Origin of the sequence: Longimycelium tulufanense (assembly GCF_014645795.1) — a bacterium.
GTDB classification, from domain to species: Bacteria; Actinomycetota; Actinomycetes; order Mycobacteriales; family Pseudonocardiaceae; genus Longimycelium; species Longimycelium tulufanense.
Map to the genome: position 1 here is coordinate 235,756 of NZ_BMMK01000003.1, position 22,586 is coordinate 258,341.

20 protein-coding genes are annotated in these 22,586 nt (G+C 69.2%); 5 read left to right on the forward strand and 15 right to left on the reverse strand.

Annotated features, from left to right (window positions below; all coding sequences use genetic code 11):
• Nucleotides 1-90: 90 nt before the first annotated feature.
• Both IEY55_RS05780 and IEY55_RS05785 read right to left on the reverse strand, forming a co-directional pair.
• Nucleotides 91-636 carry a PH domain-containing protein gene (locus tag IEY55_RS05780; protein ID WP_189054696.1) on the reverse strand — a complete coding sequence of 182 codons (546 nt, stop codon included), beginning with the start codon at nucleotides 634-636 and terminating at the stop codon, nucleotides 91-93.
• A gap of 26 nt (nucleotides 637-662) precedes the next feature.
• Entirely contained in the window at nucleotides 663-821 is a 159-nt protein-coding gene (locus IEY55_RS05785) for a hypothetical protein (RefSeq protein ID WP_189054698.1), read from the reverse strand.
• 142 nt (nucleotides 822-963) lie between these two features.
• On the opposite strand from IEY55_RS05785, the gene IEY55_RS05790 reads away from it, so the two are divergent.
• Nucleotides 964-1,398, forward strand: coding sequence for an NUDIX hydrolase (locus tag IEY55_RS05790; protein ID WP_189054700.1), 435 nt, complete (start codon nucleotides 964-966; stop codon nucleotides 1,396-1,398).
• A gap of 366 nt (nucleotides 1,399-1,764) precedes the next feature.
• On the opposite strand, the gene IEY55_RS05795 is transcribed toward IEY55_RS05790, so the two are convergent.
• Nucleotides 1,765-2,268 (reverse strand): MaoC family dehydratase, encoded by a 504-nt coding sequence (locus IEY55_RS05795; protein WP_189054702.1) that lies wholly within the window; start codon nucleotides 2,266-2,268, stop codon nucleotides 1,765-1,767.
• A gap of 302 nt (nucleotides 2,269-2,570) precedes the next feature.
• Between IEY55_RS05795 and corA the strand changes: the two genes are divergently transcribed.
• Nucleotides 2,571-3,650: a magnesium/cobalt transporter CorA gene (gene corA, locus IEY55_RS05800; protein WP_189054704.1), complete on the forward strand. Its 1,080-nt coding sequence runs from the start codon at nucleotides 2,571-2,573 to the stop codon at nucleotides 3,648-3,650.
• A 726-nt stretch (nucleotides 3,651-4,376) separates the two neighbouring features.
• On the opposite strand, the gene IEY55_RS05805 is transcribed toward corA, so the two are convergent.
• The 4 genes from IEY55_RS05805 to IEY55_RS05820 all read right to left on the reverse strand — a co-directional run bounded on the left by IEY55_RS05805 (nucleotide 4,377) and on the right by IEY55_RS05820 (nucleotide 9,685).
• Nucleotides 4,377-5,084: an MgtC/SapB family protein gene (locus IEY55_RS05805; RefSeq protein WP_189054706.1), complete on the reverse strand. Its 708-nt coding sequence runs from the start codon at nucleotides 5,082-5,084 to the stop codon at nucleotides 4,377-4,379.
• Between the two features lie 2 nt (nucleotides 5,085-5,086).
• Entirely contained in the window at nucleotides 5,087-6,418 is a 1,332-nt protein-coding gene (locus IEY55_RS05810; RefSeq protein WP_229686085.1) for an ABC transporter ATP-binding protein, read from the reverse strand.
• A gap of 32 nt (nucleotides 6,419-6,450) precedes the next feature.
• Entirely contained in the window at nucleotides 6,451-8,181 is a 1,731-nt protein-coding gene (locus tag IEY55_RS05815) for an ABC transporter permease (protein ID WP_229686086.1), read from the reverse strand.
• Between the two features lie 388 nt (nucleotides 8,182-8,569).
• Nucleotides 8,570-9,685: a DUF2332 domain-containing protein gene (locus tag IEY55_RS05820; protein WP_189054710.1), complete on the reverse strand. Its 1,116-nt coding sequence runs from the start codon at nucleotides 9,683-9,685 to the stop codon at nucleotides 8,570-8,572.
• A 707-nt stretch (nucleotides 9,686-10,392) separates the two neighbouring features.
• Between IEY55_RS05820 and IEY55_RS05825 the strand changes: the two genes are divergently transcribed.
• Both IEY55_RS05825 and IEY55_RS05830 read left to right on the forward strand, forming a co-directional pair.
• Entirely contained in the window at nucleotides 10,393-11,073 is a 681-nt protein-coding gene (locus IEY55_RS05825) for a metallophosphoesterase family protein (RefSeq protein ID WP_189054712.1), read from the forward strand.
• Complete coding sequence (locus tag IEY55_RS05830; protein ID WP_189054714.1) at nucleotides 11,063-11,902, forward strand: chromosome partitioning protein ParB; 840 nt, start codon at nucleotides 11,063-11,065, stop codon at nucleotides 11,900-11,902. The genes IEY55_RS05825 and IEY55_RS05830 overlap by 11 nt, the downstream gene beginning before the upstream one ends.
• A 4-nt stretch (nucleotides 11,903-11,906) precedes the next feature.
• Here IEY55_RS05830 and IEY55_RS05835 read toward each other — a convergent pair whose 3' ends face one another.
• The 8 genes from IEY55_RS05835 to IEY55_RS05870 form a co-directional block, all read right to left on the reverse strand.
• Nucleotides 11,907-13,013 (reverse strand): hypothetical protein, encoded by a 1,107-nt coding sequence (locus tag IEY55_RS05835; protein WP_189054716.1) that lies wholly within the window; start codon nucleotides 13,011-13,013, stop codon nucleotides 11,907-11,909.
• A 469-nt stretch (nucleotides 13,014-13,482) separates the two neighbouring features.
• The gene (locus tag IEY55_RS05840) at nucleotides 13,483-14,667 is read right to left on the reverse strand and encodes an ABC transporter ATP-binding protein (protein WP_189054718.1); all 1,185 of its coding nucleotides are present in this window, start codon (nucleotides 14,665-14,667) and stop codon (nucleotides 13,483-13,485) included.
• A gap of 5 nt (nucleotides 14,668-14,672) precedes the next feature.
• Nucleotides 14,673-15,518, reverse strand: a complete 846-nt coding sequence (locus IEY55_RS05845; RefSeq protein ID WP_189054719.1) for a carbohydrate ABC transporter permease — start codon at nucleotides 15,516-15,518, stop codon at nucleotides 14,673-14,675.
• A complete protein-coding gene (locus IEY55_RS05850) occupies nucleotides 15,518-16,456 on the reverse strand; it encodes a carbohydrate ABC transporter permease (RefSeq protein WP_229686103.1) in 939 nt (312 codons plus the stop codon). Before IEY55_RS05850 ends, IEY55_RS05845 begins: the two co-directional genes overlap by 1 nt.
• 2 nt (nucleotides 16,457-16,458) lie before the next feature.
• Nucleotides 16,459-17,727, reverse strand: a complete 1,269-nt coding sequence (locus tag IEY55_RS05855) for an ABC transporter substrate-binding protein (RefSeq protein ID WP_189054721.1) — start codon at nucleotides 17,725-17,727, stop codon at nucleotides 16,459-16,461.
• Nucleotides 17,728-17,967: 240 nt separating this feature from the next.
• A complete protein-coding gene (locus IEY55_RS05860) occupies nucleotides 17,968-18,498 on the reverse strand; it encodes a general stress protein (RefSeq protein ID WP_189054857.1) in 531 nt (176 codons plus the stop codon).
• Nucleotides 18,499-18,626: 128 nt separating this feature from the next.
• A complete protein-coding gene (locus IEY55_RS05865) occupies nucleotides 18,627-19,823 on the reverse strand; it encodes an acyl-CoA dehydrogenase family protein (protein ID WP_189054723.1) in 1,197 nt (398 codons plus the stop codon).
• Between the two features lie 456 nt (nucleotides 19,824-20,279).
• A complete protein-coding gene (locus tag IEY55_RS05870) occupies nucleotides 20,280-20,522 on the reverse strand; it encodes a hypothetical protein (RefSeq protein WP_189054724.1) in 243 nt (80 codons plus the stop codon).
• A gap of 348 nt (nucleotides 20,523-20,870) precedes the next feature.
• On the opposite strand from IEY55_RS05870, the gene IEY55_RS05875 reads away from it, so the two are divergent.
• Complete coding sequence (locus IEY55_RS05875; RefSeq protein ID WP_189054726.1) at nucleotides 20,871-22,436, forward strand: ArnT family glycosyltransferase; 1,566 nt, start codon at nucleotides 20,871-20,873, stop codon at nucleotides 22,434-22,436.
• The last annotated feature ends 150 nt before the right edge of the window (nucleotides 22,437-22,586 follow it).

Sequence of the window (22,586 nt, forward strand, 5' to 3'; positions counted from 1 at the left end):
GGCAGCACGGCAGCCACCCCGGACGCCTCCTCGAGCGCTCACGAACATGGCCCTGCCGGTGCACGGCAGGGCCGACTTCCGAACGCGGCGTCAGCCGGCGGCGGCCTTCTTGGCCTTCAGCATCGAGAACCGCTCCGCCTGCTTCTTCTTGTCGCCGAACACCAGCTCGGAGATCGCGTCGTAGACCTCCTCGGGGTTCGGCAAATACTCGATCTTGTTGAGTGCCTGGATCTGCCCGGCCGACTCCACCACCAGCGTGCCGTAGCCGAACAGGCGGCCCATCAGGCTGCGTTCGTAGGTGAGGTCGGTGACCTTGGTGACCGGCATCATCGCCACCTTCGTGGTGAAGACGCCGCTGGTCAGCATGAACCGCTTGTCCGTGACCACGATGCGCTCCACCCACCACTCCAGCACGAAGTAGGAGAACCGCAGCACCACGAACAACGCCGCGTACCAGAGCAGGTTCTGCAGGACCCACGCCCCGGGCGGCAACAGGTAGGAGATCATCACGGCGCCGGCCAGCAGGGCGACCGCCTCGAAGATGTCCCACAGCATGCTCGCCCAGTGCCGGCGCACCCGGATGACCCGCCGCTCCGTGGGGAGCAGGTACTCGTCCGGATCCCGGGGTGCGAACACGGCCCCTCAGCCCCTCCGGGTTGTCGTCAGAACAGCGACCGCACGAACGTGATCAACGCCTCGGCCGCCTCCTTGAGGGTACTCAGGATGTTGTTGACCAGGTCGGCGGACTGCGTCGGCTGGGTGATCAGGAAGAACAGCAGGAGGGCGATCCCGGCCCACGTGAGAATCTTCTTCAGGTTCACGATGACCAACCCCGTCCCTTACCTGCGCCGTGCTGGCGCCTGCGTGATGTTTGTACCGCACTGAACCGCTGGACGGCAGCTTTGTACCGCACTTGGGGCAGCGCGCGTCGAGCCCCCGACCGGCGCGTTACCGTGAGTAGCCATGACGGGGAGTGAGCACCTGATCATACGGTGCGTGGGCGCCGTCGTCTTCGACCCGGCGGGCCGGTTACTGCTGGTACTGCGGGGACGCGAGCCCGGTCGGGGGCTGTGGTCACTGCCCGGCGGACGGGTGGAGCCGGGCGAGTCGGACGCCGCCGCGGTAGCCCGGGAGGTTCACGAGGAGACCGGACTGACGGTCACGGTCGGCGCGCCGCTGGGCAGCGTACGCCGGCCCGCCCCCACCGGTACATACCTGATCGTCGACTATCGGGCGGAGGTCACCGGTGGTGCACTCCGTCCGGGGGATGACGCGGACGAGGTTCGGTGGGCCGACCATGTGATCTTCGATGCACTCGATCAGGGTGATCTCCTCACGGAGGGTCTCGGCGAGACGTTGCGGGCCTGGGGCTGCACACCTCACCCCCGTCACCCGTGAGATCGACCGAATCCGCAGGTCAGGCCGCTACTATCGGCCACTGGACAGCCCGGTCCAGGCGTTGTCCGAGCAGCCCGGTTCGAGCGAGTAATCGCACCTCCGGGCGATCACCTGTCTAGTGGACAAGACCGGCTACGCCCACGCAAAGTCCACCCGGTGGGGTGGCCAGGTCGGACCGCCTCGGCGGCACGTGGTCGAGCCCGCACCGACGGGCCTCGTGGCACATCCACCACAACGGTTGCTCCGCATCGATCCCGGCCAGGATGGCGACGAGGGCGTCGCGCCCCGCGGAGTCGAGGTAGGCCAGCGCGCGGAAACCGGGGTGCCGGCCGGGCCGGCACCCCGGTTTCCGTGGCAGCGAGCGGGTCAGGACTTGGGGGTGGGGCGTCCGGGCTGCTCACCGCCACGGGTCTCGCCGTAGCTGCGCTTGGGGACCATCACCTTGCGCCGGAAGACACACACCACGGTGCCGTCCTGCTTGTAGCCACGGGTCTCCACGTAGACGACGCCGCGATCGTCCTTGGACTTCGACGGCGTCGTGTCCAGCACCTCGGTCTCGCCGTAGATGGTGTCGCCGTGGAAGGTCGGGGCGATGTGCCTGAGCGACTCGACCTCCAGGTTGGCGATGGCCTTGCCGGAGACGTCCGGCACGGACATGCCCAACAGCAGCGAGTAGATGTAGTTGCCGACCACCACGTTCCTGCCGAAGTCCGTGGTCTCCTCGGCGTAGTGCGCGTCCATGTGGAGCGGGTGGTGGTTCATCGTGAGGAGACAGAAGAGGTGGTCGTCGTACTCGGTGACCGTCTTGCCAGGCCAGTGCTTGTAGACCGCGCCGACCTCGAACTCCTCGTAGTAACGCCCGAACTGCACCCTGACCTCCTGCGAATGTGACCGGCACCCCGTCGGCCGGGCAGGACATCTTGGACCTGTTCCGAGTAATCTCGACAACCGGTCTGTGAGCGACTCCACCCGTCCGTGGGTCCGGCTCGAGGAGGTGAGGAACGCGGTGGGTAGTGCCGATAGTGCGCCTCCTGGCAGTAGTACCCGCGTCCTCGCCGGAGGGACCGAGCGGATCCGCTAGGCCCCGCGGTACCGGCCGGGACGCCTCCGCGACGCCGGAGCGTCCGCTCCGGCGTGTCGTTTGCCCGGAGACGACCGTCTGGAGGCTCGAGATGCCGTCGCTGCCCAACCTCGGCCTGCGTGGCCGCGCCCGTAGCAACGGGCGCCCCATGCCGCCCATCCGCGTCCCGCTGTCGGCCTACGTGGTCGACTGCGCGGTGTACGTGGACGGTCGCCGGTTGCCGGGGCGGTTCAGCCACTCCGAGGCGGTCCGCACGGTCCGGGACCGGGGCGAGGGGTTCGTCTGGATCGGCCTGCACGAGCCGGACTCGGTGCAGATCAAGGGTGTGGCGGACACGTTCGGCCTACACGAGCTGGCGGTGGAGGACGCCGTCCACGCGCACCAGAGACCGAAGCTGGAGCGCTACGACGACACGCTTTTCATGGTGTTGAAGACGGTCAGCTACGTCGGCGCCGAGGACCCCACGATCGCCAGCGAGCTGGTGGAGACCGGCGAGATCATGGTGTTCGTCGGCAAGGACTTCGTGGTGACCGTCCGGCACGGCAAGCACTCCGGGCTGGCGCGGGTGCGGCGGCACCTGGAGGCCGATCCGGAACAGCTGAAGCTGGGACCGGCCGCGGTGCTGCACGCCATCGCCGACCAGGTCGTCGACACCTACCTGGAGGTGACGCAGCAGGTGGAGGAGGACGTCGACCGGGCCGAGGCCGACGTCTTCGCCAAGCGCAGCCACCTGTCGATGGAGCAGCTCTACACGTTGAAGCGCGAGGTACTGGCCTTCCGGCGCGCCGTGCAGCCGCTGGCGCAACCGTTGCGCCGGCTGGCCGAGGGCTACACGCCGATGGTGCCGGCGAACGTGCGCTCGTACTTCCGGAACGTGGAGGACCACCTGACGGCGGTGGCCGAGCGGGTGACCGGCTTCAACGAGCTGGTGGACACGCTGATCGACGCGGCGGTGGCCAAGATCAACCTCCGCGCGAACACGGACATGCGCAAGATCTCGTCGTGGGTGGCGATCATCTCGGTGCCGACCATGATCGCCGGAATCTACGGGATGAACTTCCCCAACATGCCGGAGATTCACATGAAGTACGGCTACCCGGTGGTGCTGATCGTCATCCTCATCGCGTGCGTAACGCTCTACCGAATATTCCGACGTAACCGTTGGCTGTGACGCGCCGCACAGCCCATGACAGCCGCCCCCTACCCACCCCAGCCCAGCACGACGGGAGGTCGTTCGACGTGGCTCGCCTGCTCACCAACCTGCGATTCTGGGTCCTGACGGTGTGTGTCGCCTGGGTGACCGCCGTTATCGTGATGATCCACAACCAGCAGCCCTGACGACGCCGGCCAGCCACGGGACGGGTCCGACCATCCGGGCACAAGATCACCCGATGGTGTAGATCCTTGCTGCACTGTTCCTGGCAGCAAGCGAACCATCCGCCTGAAGTCCCTTGCCGTTCTCGGTGCGATGATCGGTTCGCTCCGCACCCTGACGCCCACCGCTTCCGCCCGCGAGGTCGGTGGGCCGAGCCTTGCTGCCGCCGGGGGTCAACGACGACATCGTGGCCAACGGCCACGCCTCAACGGTCGCGGCTGGATCTCCTGCCCCAGCAACCCTTATGTCGGTGAGTTCTTCTTCGGTGTCCAAGTGCAGCGCAGCCGCTGGTACGGCGGGGAGACAAGCCCAGCAGAGCTGCTACTTCGCAACCGGAGATGCCTTCGACACCCAGTGGTTCGTGTCCTGACAACTGCTCGGGCACCGAGCGGCATGACCCCGGGTCGGGGTGTACACGAAGAAGACGCGTCAGCAGACCTTCAGCAGGACCGGGTACGCCAGCCAGATCCCAAGGCTGCTGACCGAGGGCTCGTGGTGGCGCTGTTGCGCCGCCACGAGCCGTCAGAGGTCTTCCTCGTCGTTGCCGACACGCCAGCTCACCGAGCTGATCCCGGGTTCCAGCGACAGCCGGCTCACCGCCTGCTCCAGTTGCCCGGAGTCCTGGCCGTGCCCGGTCAGCCGCGCGGTCACCGCAACCTTTCCCGTGTTGTCGATGTCAGCACTGTCCAAGGCGTGCAAAGAGAATCCGCCCGCGGTGAGTGACTGCACGACCAACGCACGGATGTGCGCCTCGTCCGCATCCCGCCCCACCGCACGGAACCGGTAGTGCCGCGGGTTGTTGGTGCGTCCGGTCTCCCGCCGATCCACCTGCCGCGCCACGGACCTCAACAGCACGTTGGCGAGCACGATCGCTGCCGCACCCAACACCGCCACCGTGAAGTACCCGCCACCGGACATCACACCGACCCCGGCTGTGCCCCAGATCGTCGCGGCAGTGTTGAGGCCACGCAGGTTTCCCCGGTCCCGGATGATCACGCCGGCCCCGAGGAAACCCACACCGGAGACCACATACGACGCGATCCGGGTCGGGCTGTTGTCGTTCGGGATGAGCACGCTGAACATGACGAACAACGCTGCTCCCGTACACACCAGGGCGTTGGTGCGCAGGCCCGCCATGCGGGAACGCCACTGCCGCTCGAAGCCGATCGCGGCGCCGAGCACCAACGCCACCCCGAGCCGGGCGGCGGCCTCCCACCACGCCAGCGCCATGCTCACCCCTCCTTCGTGTCCCCCAGCACCAGCGAGTCACCGAGCACGAGCTCGGAGTCGACGGCGTCGTGGTCGAACAGCTCGCCGTAGCGGCCCCAGTCGACGGCGATGGCCAGCTGCCGGTTGGCCTCGGCGTCGGAGAACCCGCCGCTGAGCAGGTCGCGGAAGAAGGAGTCGCGCAGCCGTCCGTTGCGGCTCCGCCGCAGTGCCCGGCAGATCACCCGGACCAGCGGGGCGTGCCGTAGCGCGAGCCGGGCGAACAGTTCCTTGCTGGTGGGGATGTCGGCGCTGGCCCACCGGAGTCCCTCGGCCGTCAGGTAGACATCGGCGTCGGCAACCTCCAGCAGCCCCAACAGGGCCGCCGCGTCCACCAGTGGCATCAGGTCGTCGACCTCGAAGGTCAGCTCGGCGGCGACCACCGGCAGATCGGCCTTGCCGCCCCGGGCCGCCAGCAGCTCCACCAGACCGGCCATACCGCCCACGCTGGCCGGCGGGAGCGGCCGGTTGAGCGGGGTGGCCTCCGGCTGCACCGCGGGGTCGGCGCCGGTCAGCTCGGCGTAGATCTGGTCGACCAGGGCCTGGAAGCCGGCGCTGCGGCGGTCCCGCGGCCGCGGCAGGCCGATCGTCAGCTCCGCCTTGATCCGACCCGGGTTCGCGCCCAGCACCACGACCCGGTCGGCGAGCAGCACGGCCTCCTCGATGTTGTGCGTGACCAGGCAGATCGACCGGGTCGGGAAGTCCTCGCTGCCCCACAGCGAGGTCAGCTCGGTGCGCAGGTTCTCCGCGGTGAGCACGTCCAGCGCGCTGAACGGCTCGTCCATCAGCAACGCCTCGGGCTCCAGCACGAGCGCGCGGGCGAAGCCGACCCGCTGCCGCATCCCGCCGGACAGCTCCTTGGGGTAGGCGTTGGCGAAGCCGTCCAGGCCGATCAGGTCGATCACCCGCTCGGCGCGACGGCGCCGCACGTCCGGGTCGAGACCGCGGGCGCGCAGGCCGAGCTCGACGTTCTCCTGCACGGTGAGCCAGGGCAGCAGGGCGAAGCTCTGGAACACCACGGCCGTGCCGGGGTTGGAGCCGGTGAGCGGCTCGTCGCGGTAGCGGACGATGCCGTCGCTCGGCGGGATCAGGCCGGCGATCGTGCGCAGCAGCGTCGACTTGCCCGAGCCGGACTTGCCGAGCAGGGCGACGATCTCCCCCTCGCGCAGCTGCAGGTTGATGTTGTCCAGCACGCGCAGCGGCTCGCCGCCGCGCACGGCGAACTCCTTGCTGACGCCCTCGACGCTGACGATGGTGCGGCCGGTGCTGACGGCGGTGGTCATCTGGACCAGGGTCATGACTGTCCTCCCTGGAGGGTTGGGGCGGCTGGCTAGAGGGCGAAGCGGGTGTGGGCCCAGCGTTGGAGCGGCCGCCACACCAGCCGGTTGAGGGCGACGACGAAGGCGCTCATGACGACGACGCCGACGAAGATCCGGGGGTAGAGGCCGGCCTCGGTGGCGGCGGTGATGTAGGCGCCGAGTCCGGTGGCGTGCAGGGTCGTGTCCCCGTAGTCGGCCACCTCGGCCACGATCGAGGCGTTCCAGGCGCCGCCGGCGGCGGTCAGCCCACCGGTCACGTAGGCGGGAAGCACCGCCGGGAGTACCAGGTACCGCCAGCGCTGCGCCGGGGACAGGCCCAGGTCGACGACCGCCTCGCGCAGGTCGGTCGGGATCGCGCTGGCGCCGGCGATGACGTTGAACAGGATGTACCACTGGGCACCGAGGCTCATCAGCGCGATGCCGCCCCAGTCCAGGCTCACGTGCGTGGCCAGCAACAGCGCCGTGGCGAACGGGAACAGGAAGTTCGCCGGGAAGCTGGCCAGCACCTGGACCACGGGCTGGGCGAACCGGGTCACCCTGGGGTTCATCCCGATCCAGACCCCCAGCGGTACCCAGACCAGCGAGGCGAGGGCGAGCACGATCAGCACCCGGCCGAAGGTGACCAGGCCGAGGGCGCTGGCGTGCACGACCTCCGACCAGCCGACGGTGGTTGTGACGTAGTCCAGCGCCCACCAGGTGCCCGGCACGAGCACGGCCAGCAGCGCCACGCCGAGCACCGTGTCTCCGGCAACGCGGCGGCCGCGCGGGGCGGGCCAGCGGGCGCTGGTGCGGCCGAGCACCCGCCCGGCCCGGTCCAGCGCCTCACCGAGTGGGCGCAGGGCCTGGGCCAGCCGGCGCGGCAGCCGGGAGCGGCGCAGCAGGTCGAGTACGACGCTGCGGGGCGCCTGGTCGGCCTCGGCCTCCTCGACCCGGAACCGCTCCGCCCAGGCGGTGAGCGGCCGGGCGAACAGGGTGTTGACCGCGAGGATCACCAGCACCATCACGGCGATGGCCAGCAGCACCCGGTCCATCCGGGCCTCGCGGGTGGCCAGCAGGACGTAGCTGCCCAGGCCGGGCAGCGTGTATTCCTTGTTGGCCAACGTGATCGCCTCGGAGGCGGACAGGAAGAACCAGCCGCCGGCCAGGCTCATCAACGCGTTCCAGGTCAACGGGATGACGGTGCTCGGTGCGTCCACCTTCACGAACCGCTGCCAGCGGGTGAGGCCCATCATGCGGGCGGCCTCGTCCAACTCACGGGGTTGGGTGGTCAGGGCCTGGTAGACGGCGAAGGCCATGTTCCACGCCTGCGAGGTGAAGATGGCGAACACCGAGGCGGCCTCCAGGCCCAGCGTGGAGCCGGGGAACAGCCCGATGAAGAAGGTGACGGTCACCGACAGGAAGCCCAGGATCGGGACCGACTGCAGGATGTCCAAGGCCGGTACCAACAGCTTCTCCGCGCGGCGCGACCGGGCGGCCGCGATGCCGACGGCGAAAGCGAAGATGGTGGAGAAGACCAGGGCCACGAACATGCGCAGCATCGAGCGCCCGGCGTAGTAGGGCAGGTTGGCCGGGTCGGTGTTGATGGCGCTGCTGGTCTCCCCGGCGGTGATCGGGGCGGTGGTTCCCGCGGCCAGCTCGACGAAGACCCACAGCAGCACCAGAACCCCGACCGCGACGACCACGTCGGCGAGGACGGTGCGTGCGGGCCTGGTGGGCGCGGCACGCCGAATCAAGGGCAGCACGTTTCTTCCTCCCTGTTCCAACAGGGTCGGCGGCGCGCGTTGTGGAGACATACGGGACAGGAGAACGCAATTCCCCTGTGCCATATGAGTGCACAACGCCGACACGAACGCAGCACTAATCACCGGAGTCGCGACGGCGAACATCCGGAACGGATAAATGCGGCGATCCGACCGAAACGGTCAGGTTAGACGGGGCGCGGAGCGCGCCAGAAAGTTGTCTCAGCGACAACTACTGGGAGGATCGCCAAGAGTCACAGCGATCACCTCCCATCGTGCTCGGCACAATTCCTGCGCCACAATAGCACCGGCCGCCGCACGCCATTTGGGGGAAGTGGCCGGCGTCTCAGCATCGGCCTTTGTGGCGGGTCCACGGACGACCCGGATCGACTCAGGTCCAGGGCCGCACGTCCCAGCTGAACGGGATGCCGTGGCCCCCGCCGCTGCCCAGGTAGAGCGAGTGGCCGGCCGGCCACAGCCGCAGCAGCAGGTCGAAGCGCCACCGCGACGGCCCCTGCCCGCCCGCGGTGCGCCGGGGCTCGTACACCAGCAGCGCCAGCGGGGCTTCGGGGGTGGCCTTGGTCGCGGCGGCGGCGAGGACGGCACGGCCACGAGCCCGGTCGCCGGGCGACACGTACTGCCACACGATCGAGTGCCACACGACGGTGAGCAGCCCGGGCCGGCGCTCGGCGAGCCGGCGGGCCAGCCAGCTCGGGCCGGGGGCCGCGGCCACCCGCACCGGGTTGGTGGCGGCCAGCCGCAGCGCGGCCTGCAGCCGGCGCCAGCGGTCCAGCATGTCCGGCCAGACGAAGGACGACAGGTGCAGCCGGCCGTCTTCGGTGGTGATGTCCACCGGGTTGGCGTCACAGCCGGCGCGCTCGATTACACGCAGCGGCGCGTCGAGGTCGGCCGGGGGTAGGCCGGCCCACTCGGTGGGCAGCCGCAGCGGACTGTCCGGGTCGCCGAGCGTACGGCCGCCGGGCAGTTCCAGCGCCACCCGGTCGGGGCGGAGGTTGAGACCGCCGCTGGCGCCGACCTCGAGGAGCCGGATGGGGAACGGCTCGGCGTGGCCGGCGGCCTCGGCCGCGCGCTGCGCGGCCACCAGCAGGCCGCCGTGGAGCGGGGCCATCCGGCCCGGCTCGTTGGTTTGCACGACCGTGGCGCGGACACGGCGGCGCAGGACGTCGACGTGCTGGTGGAGCACGGGTTCGGTGTCCGTCCACAGCTCGTCCAGTACCGGGGTGCCGCCGACGGTGGGATAGTGCCGGGCCAGGCGGGGGGCGCGGCCCTCCAGGACCAGGCGGTGCACGGCCCCGGCGAATCGCAGGCCGGGAACGCTCCCGCCGCGGTCCCGTTCGGTGCCGGCCATCACCTCCGCCGTGACGCCGCCGGCCTGCAGATCCTCGGCGGCCGCGGACAACAGCACATGGGTGAGCGGGCTTCCGGCGGCGGCATTCCGCGCTGCGTCGCGGAAGAGTTCCGGAAGCTCGCAGAGCGCTGCGAGCACGCTTCCGACGCTAACCCTCCGTCGGGCGGCACGGGCACCCCCCGGGTGGCTTAACTAGGTCACACGACTACCTGACACGACCGCATATCGAACGACAGCCCGCATGCGGCGAAGCCCCGACTCGGGTGAGCCCGCATCACCCGGTTCCACGCGGCCCGGCACCCGCCGCTCGGCGGCTGTAGCGCTCCCGCTGGACGCGCCCCCGCCCACCCGGGTCTGCGCAGCCCACGGCGAGCCTACTGAGGTGCGAAAACGCGAAGCAAGAACGAGATCGTGAACTGTGGACAGATCCTGGGGCTGTGGATAGCTGGGCTTGTCCGCCCGGCAAACCACGCCTCCTCCCTCGGTTGCCCGCCGTCCACTCGGGCCTCGAGTTCAGCCCGTTCCAGGTTTTCCGCGTTGCTGTTTTCCCAAGCCACCGGCATCGGATCCACACTCGAGTCCAGACGTTGGAAGCGGATTCGGTTGGCGTATGTCCTGGAGCTTGAGCAAAGGTGCCCGCCTGCCACACAGCCAGATTCCGCCATCCGACGAGAACTCGGCGTCGATTGCCCCCTGACACTCCACATCTCATGGCCACCTGCCGCGAGATCATCGGGATGAGTTGCGTGCAGTTGGACCGCGTCGTCGCTGACGCATTACTCGCCAAAATTCTCACGTCGGCTTGGTAAGGCGCGTGCGGGTGCTGTCGGCCTACCCTCGACTTCATGGCCCGGGTGCTCGCGGTGTCGGACGAGGTCGTCGAGCAGCTGTGGACCGACAAGGTCCGCGAGCTCGACGTCGACCTCGTCCTGGCCGCCGGCGACCTGCCCTTCGACTACCTGGAGTTCCTGGTCGACGCCCTGGACCGGCCCGGGGTGCTCGTCCCCGGCAACCACGACCCGGACCTGACCGGCTACCGGAACGTGCGCGGGCTGTGGACCCGGGCCGGGATGCCCGCCCGCTGGCCCGGTCCGCGCGGCTGGGTCGACGCCGACGGTCGGGTGGTGGAGGTCGGCGGACTGCGCATCGCCGGCTTGGGCGGCTCGATCCGTTACCGGCAGGGCCCGAACCAGTGGACCGAACGCCAGCAGGCCCGCCGGGTGCGCCGACTTGTCCGGCGCTCCGGATGGCGGCGGCCGCAGGGCCGACGGGGCATCGACGTGCTCCTCACCCACTCCCCGCCGCGACACTGCGGCGACCGCGAGGATCCGGCGCACCAAGGCTTCGAATGCCTGCACCAGGCCGTACAACGACTGCGGCCACGCGTCCTGCTGCACGGGCACATCCACCCGCACGGCGAGGAGACACCCGACCGCGCCCTGCACGACACGTTGGTGCTGAACACCGTCGGCTACCGGCTGTTGGAGATCACGCCGGCGACTACGGAGGTGACCGGTGCGCGGTGACACCGGCTTCCCGTGGGCCGACGCGGAAAGCGACTTCCTCCGGGCCCGACGCCGGCAGGTCCTCTCCAGGCTGGCCGCCTGGCTGCGCCGGGTACCCGACGACGTCAACATCATGCTGCCGTTCGACGAGGTGGTCACCGCGCTCGGCCGCACCGGGGAGAAACGGCTCGGGCTCCAGGTCATCCGGCTGGACACCATCGTCGGCAGCGTGGACCGCACCCGGGACTTCGACCGCCGCTTCCGCCCGACCTCGACACGGGTACGGGAACGCTGGCAGCGGCTGGCGCTGGCGGAGCGTCGGGGCGAGTCGATCCCGCCGATCGACGTCTATCGCGTGGGCGAACTGCACTTCGTGAAGGACGGGCACCATCGTGTCTCGGTTGCACATGCGTTGCGGCGCAAGACGATTGACGCCTATGTCACCGAGGTGTTGACGAGAATCGACGCACACGGCATCCGGTTTCGCGGGGACCTGATCGTCAAGGACCTGCGCCGTATCTTCCTGGAGCGCGTCCCGTTGCCCGGGCAGGCGCGGGCAGCGGTCGTCTTCGGCGATCCGTGGAACTACGCGGAGCTGGGTGAGTCGGTGGAGGCCTGGGGATTCCGGTTGATGCAGGATGAGCGCAGGTTCCTCGATCGCGTCACGGTCGCCGAGCGCTGGTACGTCGAGGAGTACCAACCCGTGGTGCGGATGCTGCACCAGGCCGACCTCATCGGTCATCGCACGGAGGCCGAGGCGTACCTGTGGGTGGTGTGCGAGCGGTACCGGCTGATCCGCACACACCGCTGGGACGACGAAATCATCAGTGCGCTACGAGCACGCCGTTGACGCCTCACGTTTTCCGCTGCGGCGGAAGCGGTTTGGCGTTGTCCATCACGCGTTGCGCGTGCATGTCGAGCATCCGCGTGCCCGCCTGCTGCGAATAGCCCAGCACAACCGCCCAGAGCAGGAGGGCCGGCCTGGTTTGCGGGCTGATCGCCGTGCCCACGATGTCCGCGCCGAGGGCGAGCAGGCCGACGACGGCGAGTGTCGAGCCGAGCAGAACTTTGATCACGCCCTGGTAGCCGCCGAGGCGGTAGGAGGTGAGGCTGGGCCGTTGCCGCGCCAGCATCACCACCACGCCGACCACCGACCCGAGAATGCCGAGTAGCTGCACCAACCAGACGTCGTGCCGGCTGGGGCCGCCCGGCCCGCTCGGGCAGATGGTGTGGTCCGGCCCCACGCACAACGGAAGCAGGCCGGGCCGCAGCATGCTGAGCACGCCCACCAGCACGTTGAGCAGTACCAGGGCGAAGGACGCCAGTACGAGCTTGTTGCGTAACGCGCGGACGGCGTTGTGCGCGTCGTCCGCGGCGTCGAACGAGGCGCGTAGCGCGGCCTCCACCACCGCCCGCACGCTCACTACAGGCTGCTCGTCGAGGTTCAGCTCTTCCAGGGCGCGGCGGCGCATGTCGTTGGGGGGCAGGTGCTTGGCGACCCGTTGCCGGAGGTCGACGAGCCGGCCGGCGAGGTCCGGGCTGGCCGCGAGCAGGCGTGCCTCGGCGTCGTGCAGCGCGCGCCAGCACCGCTCGATGTGCCAGCCGGACCACCAGGCGCCCAGCCGCCGCCGGCCCCGGGTTGCCGCTGCCTGCTCGAGGGTGCGGCGGACCACCTCCAGCGCGCCGGAGACGGCGAGGTCGGTACCGCCCTGCCGCATGTGCTCGGCGGACAGGACGCGCAGCCGGTCCTCCACGGTCAACCGCCAGTCGGTGGTGACCCGGCTCCGCTTGCGGGCCCGCTCCTGCCGTCCGGGCGCCGCGGGACCGGCCGGTCTGGTGGCCGCGCCGGTCACCGGCGTGGCCGGCGGCTCGGGGGCTCGTGGCGGGCTGGGGGGTGGCTCGGGTGCGGTCGTGGTGGCGGTGGGCTCGGACGGACTCGACGGGACACCATTGCTGGACACGACACCCCTTCGTCAGCCGGTCTGCCGCGACCCGCCGATGATGGCACCTGCCGCAACCTGCCGGGGCCGGATTCGGTGATCTACCCGGCCGGGTGGTGGGGTCCGGGTTACGGCAGCCCAGCGGCCGTCCCGCTGCCCGACCCGGTTACCGGTGTCCGGCGGGCCGCACGCGACGCAGGATCACTCCATGGAGCAGTACCGGACCGCCCGGAGGGTCGGAAACGGCTCGGCTCCGCGGTTCGACTGGCGCTGCCATCCCCCGACGCCCCGCTCGGGACCTGGGCAATTGTGATCAAGGTGGGCCGTCCCGGCCCGCTGACGAACATCAGGTGGGCTCACGTCGCCAGAATCTTGGACCGGAGTCCTGGAAAGGGCACCGGTTCCGGGTTGCTCACCGAGATCCCCAGGTCTCGCCCGTGTCATCGACGCCGGGCTTCGGGCTGCCCCGTGTCGTCCAGTGCCGCACCGCTCAGCCGCCCTGATAGGTCAGGTTGCGTCCGCTGTTCGGGTCGAACAGCTGCACCTGGTCCGGGTCGAACCACACCTCGACCCGCTCGCCCTCCCGCGCCTGCGAGGCGGCCGACAGCCGGGTGACGAGCTGTCCGCCGCCGGAGGGCAGGTCGGTTACCCCGGCGTCGGCCGCCAGCTCCTCCAGCTGCGCCGAGCTGGCCCGCTCCCCACCGAGCGAGAAGTAGGCGTACTTGTCCGAACCCATCGACTCCAGCACGTCCACCTGTCCGCGGTAGACCGCGCCGCCGGCCCGCGCGTGCTCCTCGACCAGCGCCGCGTCCTCGAAGTGCTCCGGCCGCACGCCCATGATCACGTCGCGGGGCGCCTCGGCCTGCTCCAGCAACCGCCGGACGCGGTCGGTCAGCGGCAGCTCACCCAGTTCCGTGTGCAGGCGGTCCCCCTCGACCCTGGCGGGCAGGAAGTTCATCGCGGGCGAGCCGATGAAGCCGGCCACGAACAGGTTGGCGGGGTGCTCGTAGAGGAACTGGGGAGCGCCCACCTGCTGCACCTCACCGCCCCGCAGCACCACGACCCGGTCGCCGAGTGTCATTGCCTCGGTCTGGTCGTGCGTGACGTAGACGGTTGTGGTGCCGAGGTTCTTCTGCAGGCGGGACACCTCGGTGCGCATCTGCACCCGCAGCTTGGCGTCCAGGTTGGACAGCGGCTCGTCCATGAGGAACGCCTTGGGGCTGCGTACGATCGCCCGCCCCATCGCCACCCGCTGCCGCTGCCCGCCGGAGAGGTTGGCGGGCCTGCGGTCCAGGTGTTGGGTCAGGTCCAGGATGCGCGCGGCCTCCTCCACCTTGCGGTTGACCGTCTGCTTGTCGAGCTTGGCCAACCGCAGCGGAAAGGCCATGTTCTCCCGCACGGTCATGTGCGGGTAGAGCGCGTAGGACTGGAACACCATCGCGATGTCGCGGTCCTTGGGCGCCCGGTCGTTCATTCGCTCGCCACCGATACGCAGTTCCCCGGAGGTGATGTCCTCCAGTCCCGCGATCATGTTGAGCGTGGTGGACTTCCCGCAGCCCGAGGGGCCGACCAGGATGATGAACTCGCCGTCGGCGATCTCGACGTCCACCTCCCGGACGGCCAACGCGCCGTCCGGGTACCGCTTGGTCACCTTGTCCAGCACGATGTCGGCCATTGGCTTCACCCCTTGACAGCGCCGGACGTCAGGCCGGCGACGATACGGCGCTGGAAGAACAGCACGAACACGATGATCGGGATCGTGATCACCACGGCGGCCGCGGAGATGGTCCCGGTCGGGTCCTCGAACTGGGAGGCTCCGGTGAAGAACGACAGCGCCGCCGGCACGGTCCGCGCCCGTTCGGTTGAGGTCAGCGAGATCGCGAACAGGAAGTCGTTCCAGGCGAAGATGAACACCAGGATCGCGGTGGTGAACACACCGGGCGCGGCCAGCGGCGCGATCACCTTGAGGAACGCCTGGGCCGGGGTGGCCCCGTCCATCTTGGCCGCCTTCTCCAGCTCCCACGGGATCTCCCGGAAGAACGCCGAGAGCGTGTAGATCGCCAGCGGCAGGGCGAACGTGATGTAGGGCAGGATCAGGCCCGGCCAGGTGTCGAACAGCCCGAGGGCGCGCTCGATGTCGAACAACGGCGAGACCAGTGACACCTGCGGGAACATCGCGATCAGCAGCGAGACGCCGATCAGGGCGCGCTTGCCGGGAAAGTCGAGCCGAGCGACGGCGTAGGCCGCCATGGTGCCGAGAACGACCGCGATCAGGGTGGCGATCAGCGCGATGCCGATGGAGTTCACCAGGGCACGGACGAACTCGGTCGTCGTGAAGATCTCCTGGTAGTTGTCCAGTGTCCACTCACGGGGGACGAAGTTGCCGTCGGTGATCGTGCCCTTGGTCTTGAACGACAATGACACGATCCAGAGCACCGGCACCAGCGCGTAAACCACGACGACCACGTCGAGCAGCGCCCACTTCGCCTTGCGGGCAGGGGTTTCCGCCCCACCGATGACGGCCATCAACGCCTCCCCTCCCGGTCACTGCCCGGCGCCGCCGTACCGAACACCTTGATGAAGACGAACGCGATCACCGCCACCGCAAGGAAGATCAGTACCGACATGGTCGCGCCGATCCCGAGGTTCAACCCGCGAATCAGGTTGTTGTAGGTCAGGATCGAGACCGAGGACGTACCCTGTGCTCCACCGGTGAGCACGAAGATGTTGTCGAAGATGCGGAACGCATCCAGGGTGCGGAACAGCAGCGCCACCAGGATCGCCGGCTTCATCACCGGGATCATCACTTTGGTGAACCGCTGCCAGGCGTTGGCTCCGTCCATCGCCGCGGCGCGCAACAGCTCGTCGGGCACCAGCGCCAGTCCTGCCATCAACAGCAGTGCCATGAACGGGGTCGTCTTCCACACCTCGGCCAGCGCGATGATGGCCAGCGAGGCGAACCGGTCGGTGAGCGGAGCCTCCCCCTGGGCGAATGTCTCGGCCAGGTAGCCGGTGTTCGGGCTCCAGGCGAAACGCCAGCTGAATGCGGCGACGACGGTGACGATTCCGTACGGCACCAGGGTCACCGTCCGTACCAGGCCACGGCCGACGAGTGCGCGGTGCATGATCATCGCGAGTGCCATTCCCAGTACCAGCTCGACCGCCACCGTGACCACGGTGAGTCCGACAGTGACCCAGAACGCCTGCCACCAGTACTGGTTGCTCAGCACGATCACGTAGTTCTGGAGCCCGACGAACTCACGTTGCGCCGGGAAACGCAGGTCGTATCGCTGCAGGGAAAGCCAGACCGAGTAGGCGATCGGGTAGCCGGTCACCGCGACCATCACCAGGGCCGCGGGGGCACACAGCAGCCAGGCCAGGCGGCGCTCGGCGCGCTTGCCCGCACTGGGTTTCCGGCCAGTTCTCCCCCGAGCCTCCTCGGCCGCCGAGGGTGTGCGGACGATGCTCACGGCAACACCCCCTTGGATTCCAGGGCATCCTGGAGCTCGGTGCGCATCCGCGCGGCGGTGCGCTCCGGGTCTATCGCGCTCGGCGGTGAGAGAAGGGTGGACAGCACGGTCGACACGTTCTGGTAGGCCGGTGTCACCGGGCGCAGCGCGGCGTCCTTCAGCTCCTCCCGGATGGTTTCCTTCATCGGGTATGCCTCGGCGATCTCGGGCTCGTCATACACCGATTCGATCGTGGGCGGGACGCCGTCCTTGACCGCGGAGAACTTCTGGTGCTCCGGATTGCGAAGGCACAGGGCGGCCTCGAACGCCTCGCCGGGGTGCCGGGAGTAGGAGCTGATCGCGTAGTTGGCGCCGCCGATGGTGGCGCGTCCGGGCTGGCCGGGGTCGACTCCCGGCAGCCGCGCCCACTTCATGTTCCTGAAGACGTCCGGGTTGCCGGCCTTTGTCGCGGGGTGGACGAACGGCCAGTTGATCTGGAAGGCACCGTCGCCGGCCTGGAAGGCCAGGCGGACACCGTCCTCCTTGTGATTCTCCAGTGCGGGGTTGGTGACCCCGGAGGTGGCGAAGTCCTTGAGCACGCGCAACGCCCGTACGGCGCCGTCGTCGACCACGGCCCGCGTGCCGTCCTCGGAGACGATTCGACCACCGGCAGAGGCGACGAGGTTGTTGTAGTTGACGACGAGGCCCTCGTACTGGGCGCCCGTGATCAGGATCGCGCTCGGCTTGCCCTGTTCGGCGAGCCGTTGCGCCACCTGGATCATCTCCGACCAGGTGCGTGGTGGCTGGTCCACCAGGTCGGAGCGGTACCACAGCAGTTGGACGTTGGTGTTCTTGGTGACGGCGTAGACCTTGCCGTGCCACCGGGCGGATTCCAGCGGTCCGGGGAGGACGTCCCGCGCGGCCGCCGCCTTCGTCTCCCCGGTCCACTCCCGGATCCAGCCGGCCTCGGCGAACTCCGCGGTCCAGGTGGTGTCGAGCCCGAGGACGTCCAGTTCGGTGTCCCGGGCGGCCAGCCGACGCACCAGTTGCTCCCGCTGGCCGTCGGCGTCCCGCGGCAGCTTGTGGTAGACGATCCGGTACCGCCCGGCCGCCTCCCGGTTGCAGTCGTCGACCACGGTCTGCAGGTTCTGTTCGGGCGCGTGGTAGAGGTTGATCGTGGGCGGCCCGGAATCCTGGGCCCCGCACGCCGCCAAGGCCGGCGCGGCGAGCAACGCGACCCCCAGCAGCGCTCCTCTTCGTCGCCCCCTGCGCGCGGGGCACTCCATCGCTGTCCAGCCTCCTTCCCGGGCGCCGCCGGGAACGAGCCGCGGCGGGCCGCACGACGCGCGCCGCCACCGGCGCGTCGCTCCTGCCCCGACCGGGGGAAGTACCGCTGTGCGGTGGGACACACCCCGGCCGGTGGACCGAACCTAAGACGCTTGATCAGCGCCCGCAACCGGTTCCGGCAATCAGCCGGACCACTCGGCGTTGCAGTCCGGTCACAGCCGGAGAGCGCGGCGCGGCGCTCAGCTCTGCCCCGGTGGTCGCATCGCGAGCCGGGCGAGCATGTCGCGGCCGCGCTCGGCGTTGCGCGGCTGGCACAGCACGTCGTAGCGGCCGGCCACGAGCTGGCTGGCCGAGCTGAAGTCACGCACGCCGCGTGCCGAGGCGTAGCCGGCCGCGGCGAAGATGATCCCGAACACCACGCCGACGGCCAGGCCGACCAGGATCGGACCGAAGGTCGGACCGGGCGTGCCGCTGAACAGGCTGAGCAGGACGCCGACGAACAGGCCGAACCAGGCGCCGGAGGCGGCACCGGTGCCCAGCACGCGCCCCCAGCTGAGCCGGCCGGTGACCCGCTCGACGAGCATCAGGTCGACGCCGACGATCGTGACGTCCTGGACCGGGAAGTTGTTGTCGGCGAGGTGATCGACGGCGCGTTGTGCCTCCTCGTAACGGCTGTAGGAGCCGATCGGCCAGCCGGTGGGCGGGGTCGGCAGGCGCGGCGGGCCGGCGGCCGGCCGGTTCGGGCCGGTGAACGGGCTCGACACTTCCATCACCTCCGGGGGCTACCCCCATCCTGCCAACGACGTCGATCGGTGGCAGCGCCAACCCGGCAAACCGGACGGAGCGCCGGGTACCGGGACGTTCACGCCCCTGTGTACCCGGCGCTCCGTCGAGGTGATCAACCGCGTTGCCGGTACTCCCGCAGCAGGCCCCGGCTGATGATCATCTTCTGGATCTCGCTGGTGCCCTCGCCGATGAGCAGGAAGGGTGCCTCCCGCATGAGGCGCTCGATCTCGTACTCCTTGGAGTAGCCGTAGCCGCCGTGGATGCGGAACGCGTCCTGGGTGACCTCGGCGCAGTACTCGGAGGCCAGCAGCTTGGCCATGCCGGCCTCGACGTCGTTGCGCTGGCCGGAGTCCTTCAGCCGGGCGGCGTTGACCATCATCAGGTGCGCGGCCTCGACCTTGGTGGCCATCTCGGCGAGCTTGAAGGCAACGGCCTGGTGTTCGGCGATGGCCTTGCCGAAGGTCCTGCGCTGCTGGGCGTAGGCCACGGCGAGCTCGAAGGCCCGGATCGCGATACCGCAGGCGCGGGCGGCCACGTTGACCCGGCCAACCTCGACGCCGTCCATCATGTGCCGGAAGCCACGGCCGGGGACGCCGCCGAGGACGGCGTCCGCGCCGATGCGGTAGCCGTCGAGCACCAGTTCGGTGGTGTCGACGCCCTTGTAGCCCATCTTCTCGATCTTGCCGGGGACGATCAGTCCCGGGGCAACCTCGCCGTAGCCGACCGGCTTCTCCACCAGAAAGGTGGTCAGGTTCTCGTGTGCCTTCTCCGCGCCCTCGTCGGTACGGACCAGCAGCGCGACCAGGTTGGCGGTGCCGCCGTTGGTCAGCCACATCTTCTGGCCGTCGACGACGTAGTCGTCGCCGTCCCGCTTGGCCCGCGTCTTGATGGCGGCCACGTCGGAGCCCAGGTCGGGCTCGGACATGGAGAAGGCACCGCGCAGCTCGCCGGTGGCCATCCGGGGCAGGAAGTGCGCCTTCTGTTCGTCGGTGCCGTGCCTGCCGATCATGTAGGCGGTGATGAAGTGGGTGTTGATCACGCCGGAGACGCTCATCCAGCCGCGGGCGATCTCCTCGACGACCAGCGCGTAGGTGAGCAGGGACTCGCCGAGCCCGCCGTACTCCTCGTCGATGGTGAGGCCGAACAGCCCCATCTCCTTCATGCCCTCGACGATGTCGGTGGGGTAGGCGTCGGCCTTCTCCAGCGCCTGGGCGTGCGGGATGACCTCCTTCTCCACGAAGTCGTGGACGGTGGCGAGGATCTCCTGCTGCACATCGGTGAGACCGGCAGTCCGGGCGAGCCGGGCCATTACGCGCTCCCCTTTCGTCGCGTGGCGCCGCCGGGCCACGGGCGGCGCGGGCCCGGCGCTGGGTTACCGGCGAGTATCTGCCACTCCAAGGCCGTAGGGAAGGCTCCCGGACGGTTGAGGCGCAGGTCACGGGCGGTGGCCAAGGCCCCGACCGAGGGTAGGAGCACCAAGCGCCGGTGGGACGGCCCCCTCCCTCCCGGGGGCTGACGCCCCGCGTCCAGCGTAGTGAGTGGCGAAACAGCAGGTCAAAGCGCTGTCCACAGGGTCGGGGGCTTATCCACACCAGATCAGAAAGCCTTGACAAGCGGCCGGGAAGGCCGGTGGGTGGCGCTGCCCGGCGGCCGGGGGCTCCCCCGGGACGCGCCACCCGCGTTGAATTGCTCGTCTCCGGGCTTCGCTGCGCACCTTGTCACCGCGTCGCGACGCTCGCTTCGCCCGTCACCGAGCGTGGCCGGTTCAGCTCGCGACCAGTTCCAGGCTGTAGCCGCAATGCCGGCAGGTCGCGGCGAAGACGTGAACCTGCTCGCCGCAACCGTCGCAGGGGCGCAGGCTGCGCTCCAGCAGGTCGTCGGGGCGGCGTCGGGGGAAGAGGCGAAGGGCGCGACGCAACGCGCCCACGGGATGTTCGGGGTTGGACATGGCGAGCAGCCTGACCCGAAACCACATCCCGGTGACAACTCGACGAATGGTGGTGTGCATGATCTCACCACCCGTTTTGACAAGACGCGTTTCGCCGATGGCGGACAGTAGTTCGATCAGTGACGCTACCCACTGATTCGCACTGTGTGTAACGCGAGCTCGGCGACCATGTACGGGTTGTCACCGCAACACGCTCCGCAACGTCGGCGCCACTGTCTACCAGCAGGCTATTTCGCTCGGTGAAAATCTGACGAGCCCCGGTCGGCACGGGGGTGCAACTTGCTCGCCCACAAACTCCGCGTGAAATATGCCGCCAATTCCGACATTCCCTCTCGCCTCATCCGGAACGATCAAGCAGAATCGTCGTCACGAACCCAGGCCGCGTCCCCCTGGACCTGTGGAGGCACGGTGACGCAGATCGCGATGTCGCCGGAGCACGGGCGCCCGAAACACGCGCAGTCAGACATCCCCTTCGCTTGGAAGCCGGTGGCGCCGGTCGCGGCCGCCGTCGGGCTCGTCCTGGCACTGACCATCACGCGGTACGGCTACGACGGTGACGAGATCTATTTCGTGGCCGCCGGCCATCACCTGGACTGGGGTTATGTCGACCAACCCCCGCTGCTTCCCCTCCTCGCCGGGATGCTGGACGCGCTGGCCCCGGGGAACCTGGTCGTATTGCGCATTCCAGCGATCTTGTTGACCGTCGCCGGGGTGTTCCTGACCGCGGCGATCGCGCGAGAATTCGGCGCACAGGCCAGGGCACAGGTGATCGCGGCAGCAACCTATGCCGTCTCACCGTTCATGCTCTATTTCGGCCACTCCTTCACCACAACAACCGTCAACGTCTTCCTGACGGCACTCGTCACGTGGCTGCTGGTCCGCTGGACACGCCTGCGACACGACGTCCTGCTGCTCTGGGCGGGCCTGGCCACCGCGGTCGCGCTGCTGGCCAAGTACCTGATCGTGTCATTCTGGGCGATCGCGATCACCAGCGTGCTCGTCGTGGGTCCGCGGGACCTGCTCCGGCGACCCCGGCTGTGGGTCGGCGGGGCGGTGGCCCTGCTGGCCGCGGCGCCAAGCCTCATCTGGCAAGCCGACCACGGCTGGCCTCAGTTCTCCATGACCAAGGCGATCGCGCTCGAGCAACAGACGTACTTCTACGGGCGACTGGGTTTCGTGCCGATGGTGCTGGTGAACGCCGGCCTGCTGGTGGGTGCGGTCCTGTTCTGCTACGGGCTGTGGCGGCTGCTGAGGGCCCCCCGATTGCGGCCTTACCGGTTCCTCGGCTGGACGTTCGTCGGACTGCTGGTCGTCTTCCTGTGGACCAACGGACGGGCGTCCTACCTCATGGGCGTGCTCCCGGTGCTGTGGGCGGTCGCCGCCGCGGAGATCCAGGTCCGCAAGCCGGCGATGTGGTGGCGCTGGGCGCCGACCTGGCCCGTCTACGCCCTGACCGGTGTGCTGTCGGTGGTCGGAGCACTGCCGGTGTTGCCGGTGTCCACCGCGGCCCAGACCGGAAGCCTCGCGCTCCTACAGGACGGGTGGCCGAGCCTGGTCGAGACCGTGAGCAAGGCGTACCACACGCTTCCTGTCTCGGCCACCGACAAGATCGTGCTCGTCGGCGAGACCTACCAGTACGCCGCCGTTCTCGACCAACTCGGCCCACGGCACGGGCTTCCCCCCGTCTATGGCGGGCATCGCGGGTACTGGTACTTCGGTCGGCCATCCGACGACACCAACGCCGTGATGGTTGTCGGCGGTGACGGATCCGCGCTACGCAAGCACTTCGCGCAGGTGCAACTCCTGGCGCAGTACAACGATGGCAAGCCGTCGCCGAACCCGGCGTTGGGCGCGCCCAGGGTCTGGCTGTGCACCGGTCCACTCCAACCCTGGCCCCAGCTCTGGGAGGACTTCTACCACCTCAACCTTCCGCCCGAGCTACTCCACCGCACGCCAGCGGAGCGGCGCAGCTGACCCCGTGCCGGATCACGACCAGGCGGACAAACGAACGAAACGCGCCCGCAGGATGTTCGTGAACCATGTAACTCCCTGGAACATCGGCGAAATTCTGGTGGCGGAACGTGTCGTACCCGACCCCAGATGCCCCCAGAACCGGAACAGCCA

What these genes read in the sequence shown, in the direction of transcription:
- IEY55_RS05860 (WP_189054857.1), bottom strand. Translation starts at nt 18,498, where the DNA reads ATGGAAGTGTCGAGCCCGTTCACCGGCCCGAACCGGCCGGCCGCCGGC.
- IEY55_RS05840 (WP_189054718.1), bottom strand. Translation starts at nt 14,667, where the DNA reads ATGGCCGACATCGTGCTGGACAAGGTGACCAAGCGGTACCCGGACGGC.
- IEY55_RS05790 (WP_189054700.1), top strand. Translation starts at nt 964, where the DNA reads ATGACGGGGAGTGAGCACCTGATCATACGGTGCGTGGGCGCCGTCGTC.
- corA (WP_189054704.1), top strand. Translation starts at nt 2,571, where the DNA reads ATGCCGTCGCTGCCCAACCTCGGCCTGCGTGGCCGCGCCCGTAGCAAC.
- IEY55_RS05825 (WP_189054712.1), top strand. Translation starts at nt 10,393, where the DNA reads ATGGCCCGGGTGCTCGCGGTGTCGGACGAGGTCGTCGAGCAGCTGTGG.
- IEY55_RS05855 (WP_189054721.1), bottom strand. Translation starts at nt 17,727, where the DNA reads ATGGAGTGCCCCGCGCGCAGGGGGCGACGAAGAGGAGCGCTGCTGGGG.
- IEY55_RS05805 (WP_189054706.1), bottom strand. Translation starts at nt 5,084, where the DNA reads ATGGCGCTGGCGTGGTGGGAGGCCGCCGCCCGGCTCGGGGTGGCGTTG.
- IEY55_RS05870 (WP_189054724.1), bottom strand. Translation starts at nt 20,522, where the DNA reads ATGCACACCACCATTCGTCGAGTTGTCACCGGGATGTGGTTTCGGGTC.
- IEY55_RS05810 (WP_229686085.1), bottom strand. Translation starts at nt 6,418, where the DNA reads ATGACCCTGGTCCAGATGACCACCGCCGTCAGCACCGGCCGCACCATC.
- IEY55_RS05865 (WP_189054723.1), bottom strand. Translation starts at nt 19,823, where the DNA reads ATGGCCCGGCTCGCCCGGACTGCCGGTCTCACCGATGTGCAGCAGGAG.
- IEY55_RS05845 (WP_189054719.1), bottom strand. Translation starts at nt 15,518, where the DNA reads ATGGCCGTCATCGGTGGGGCGGAAACCCCTGCCCGCAAGGCGAAGTGG.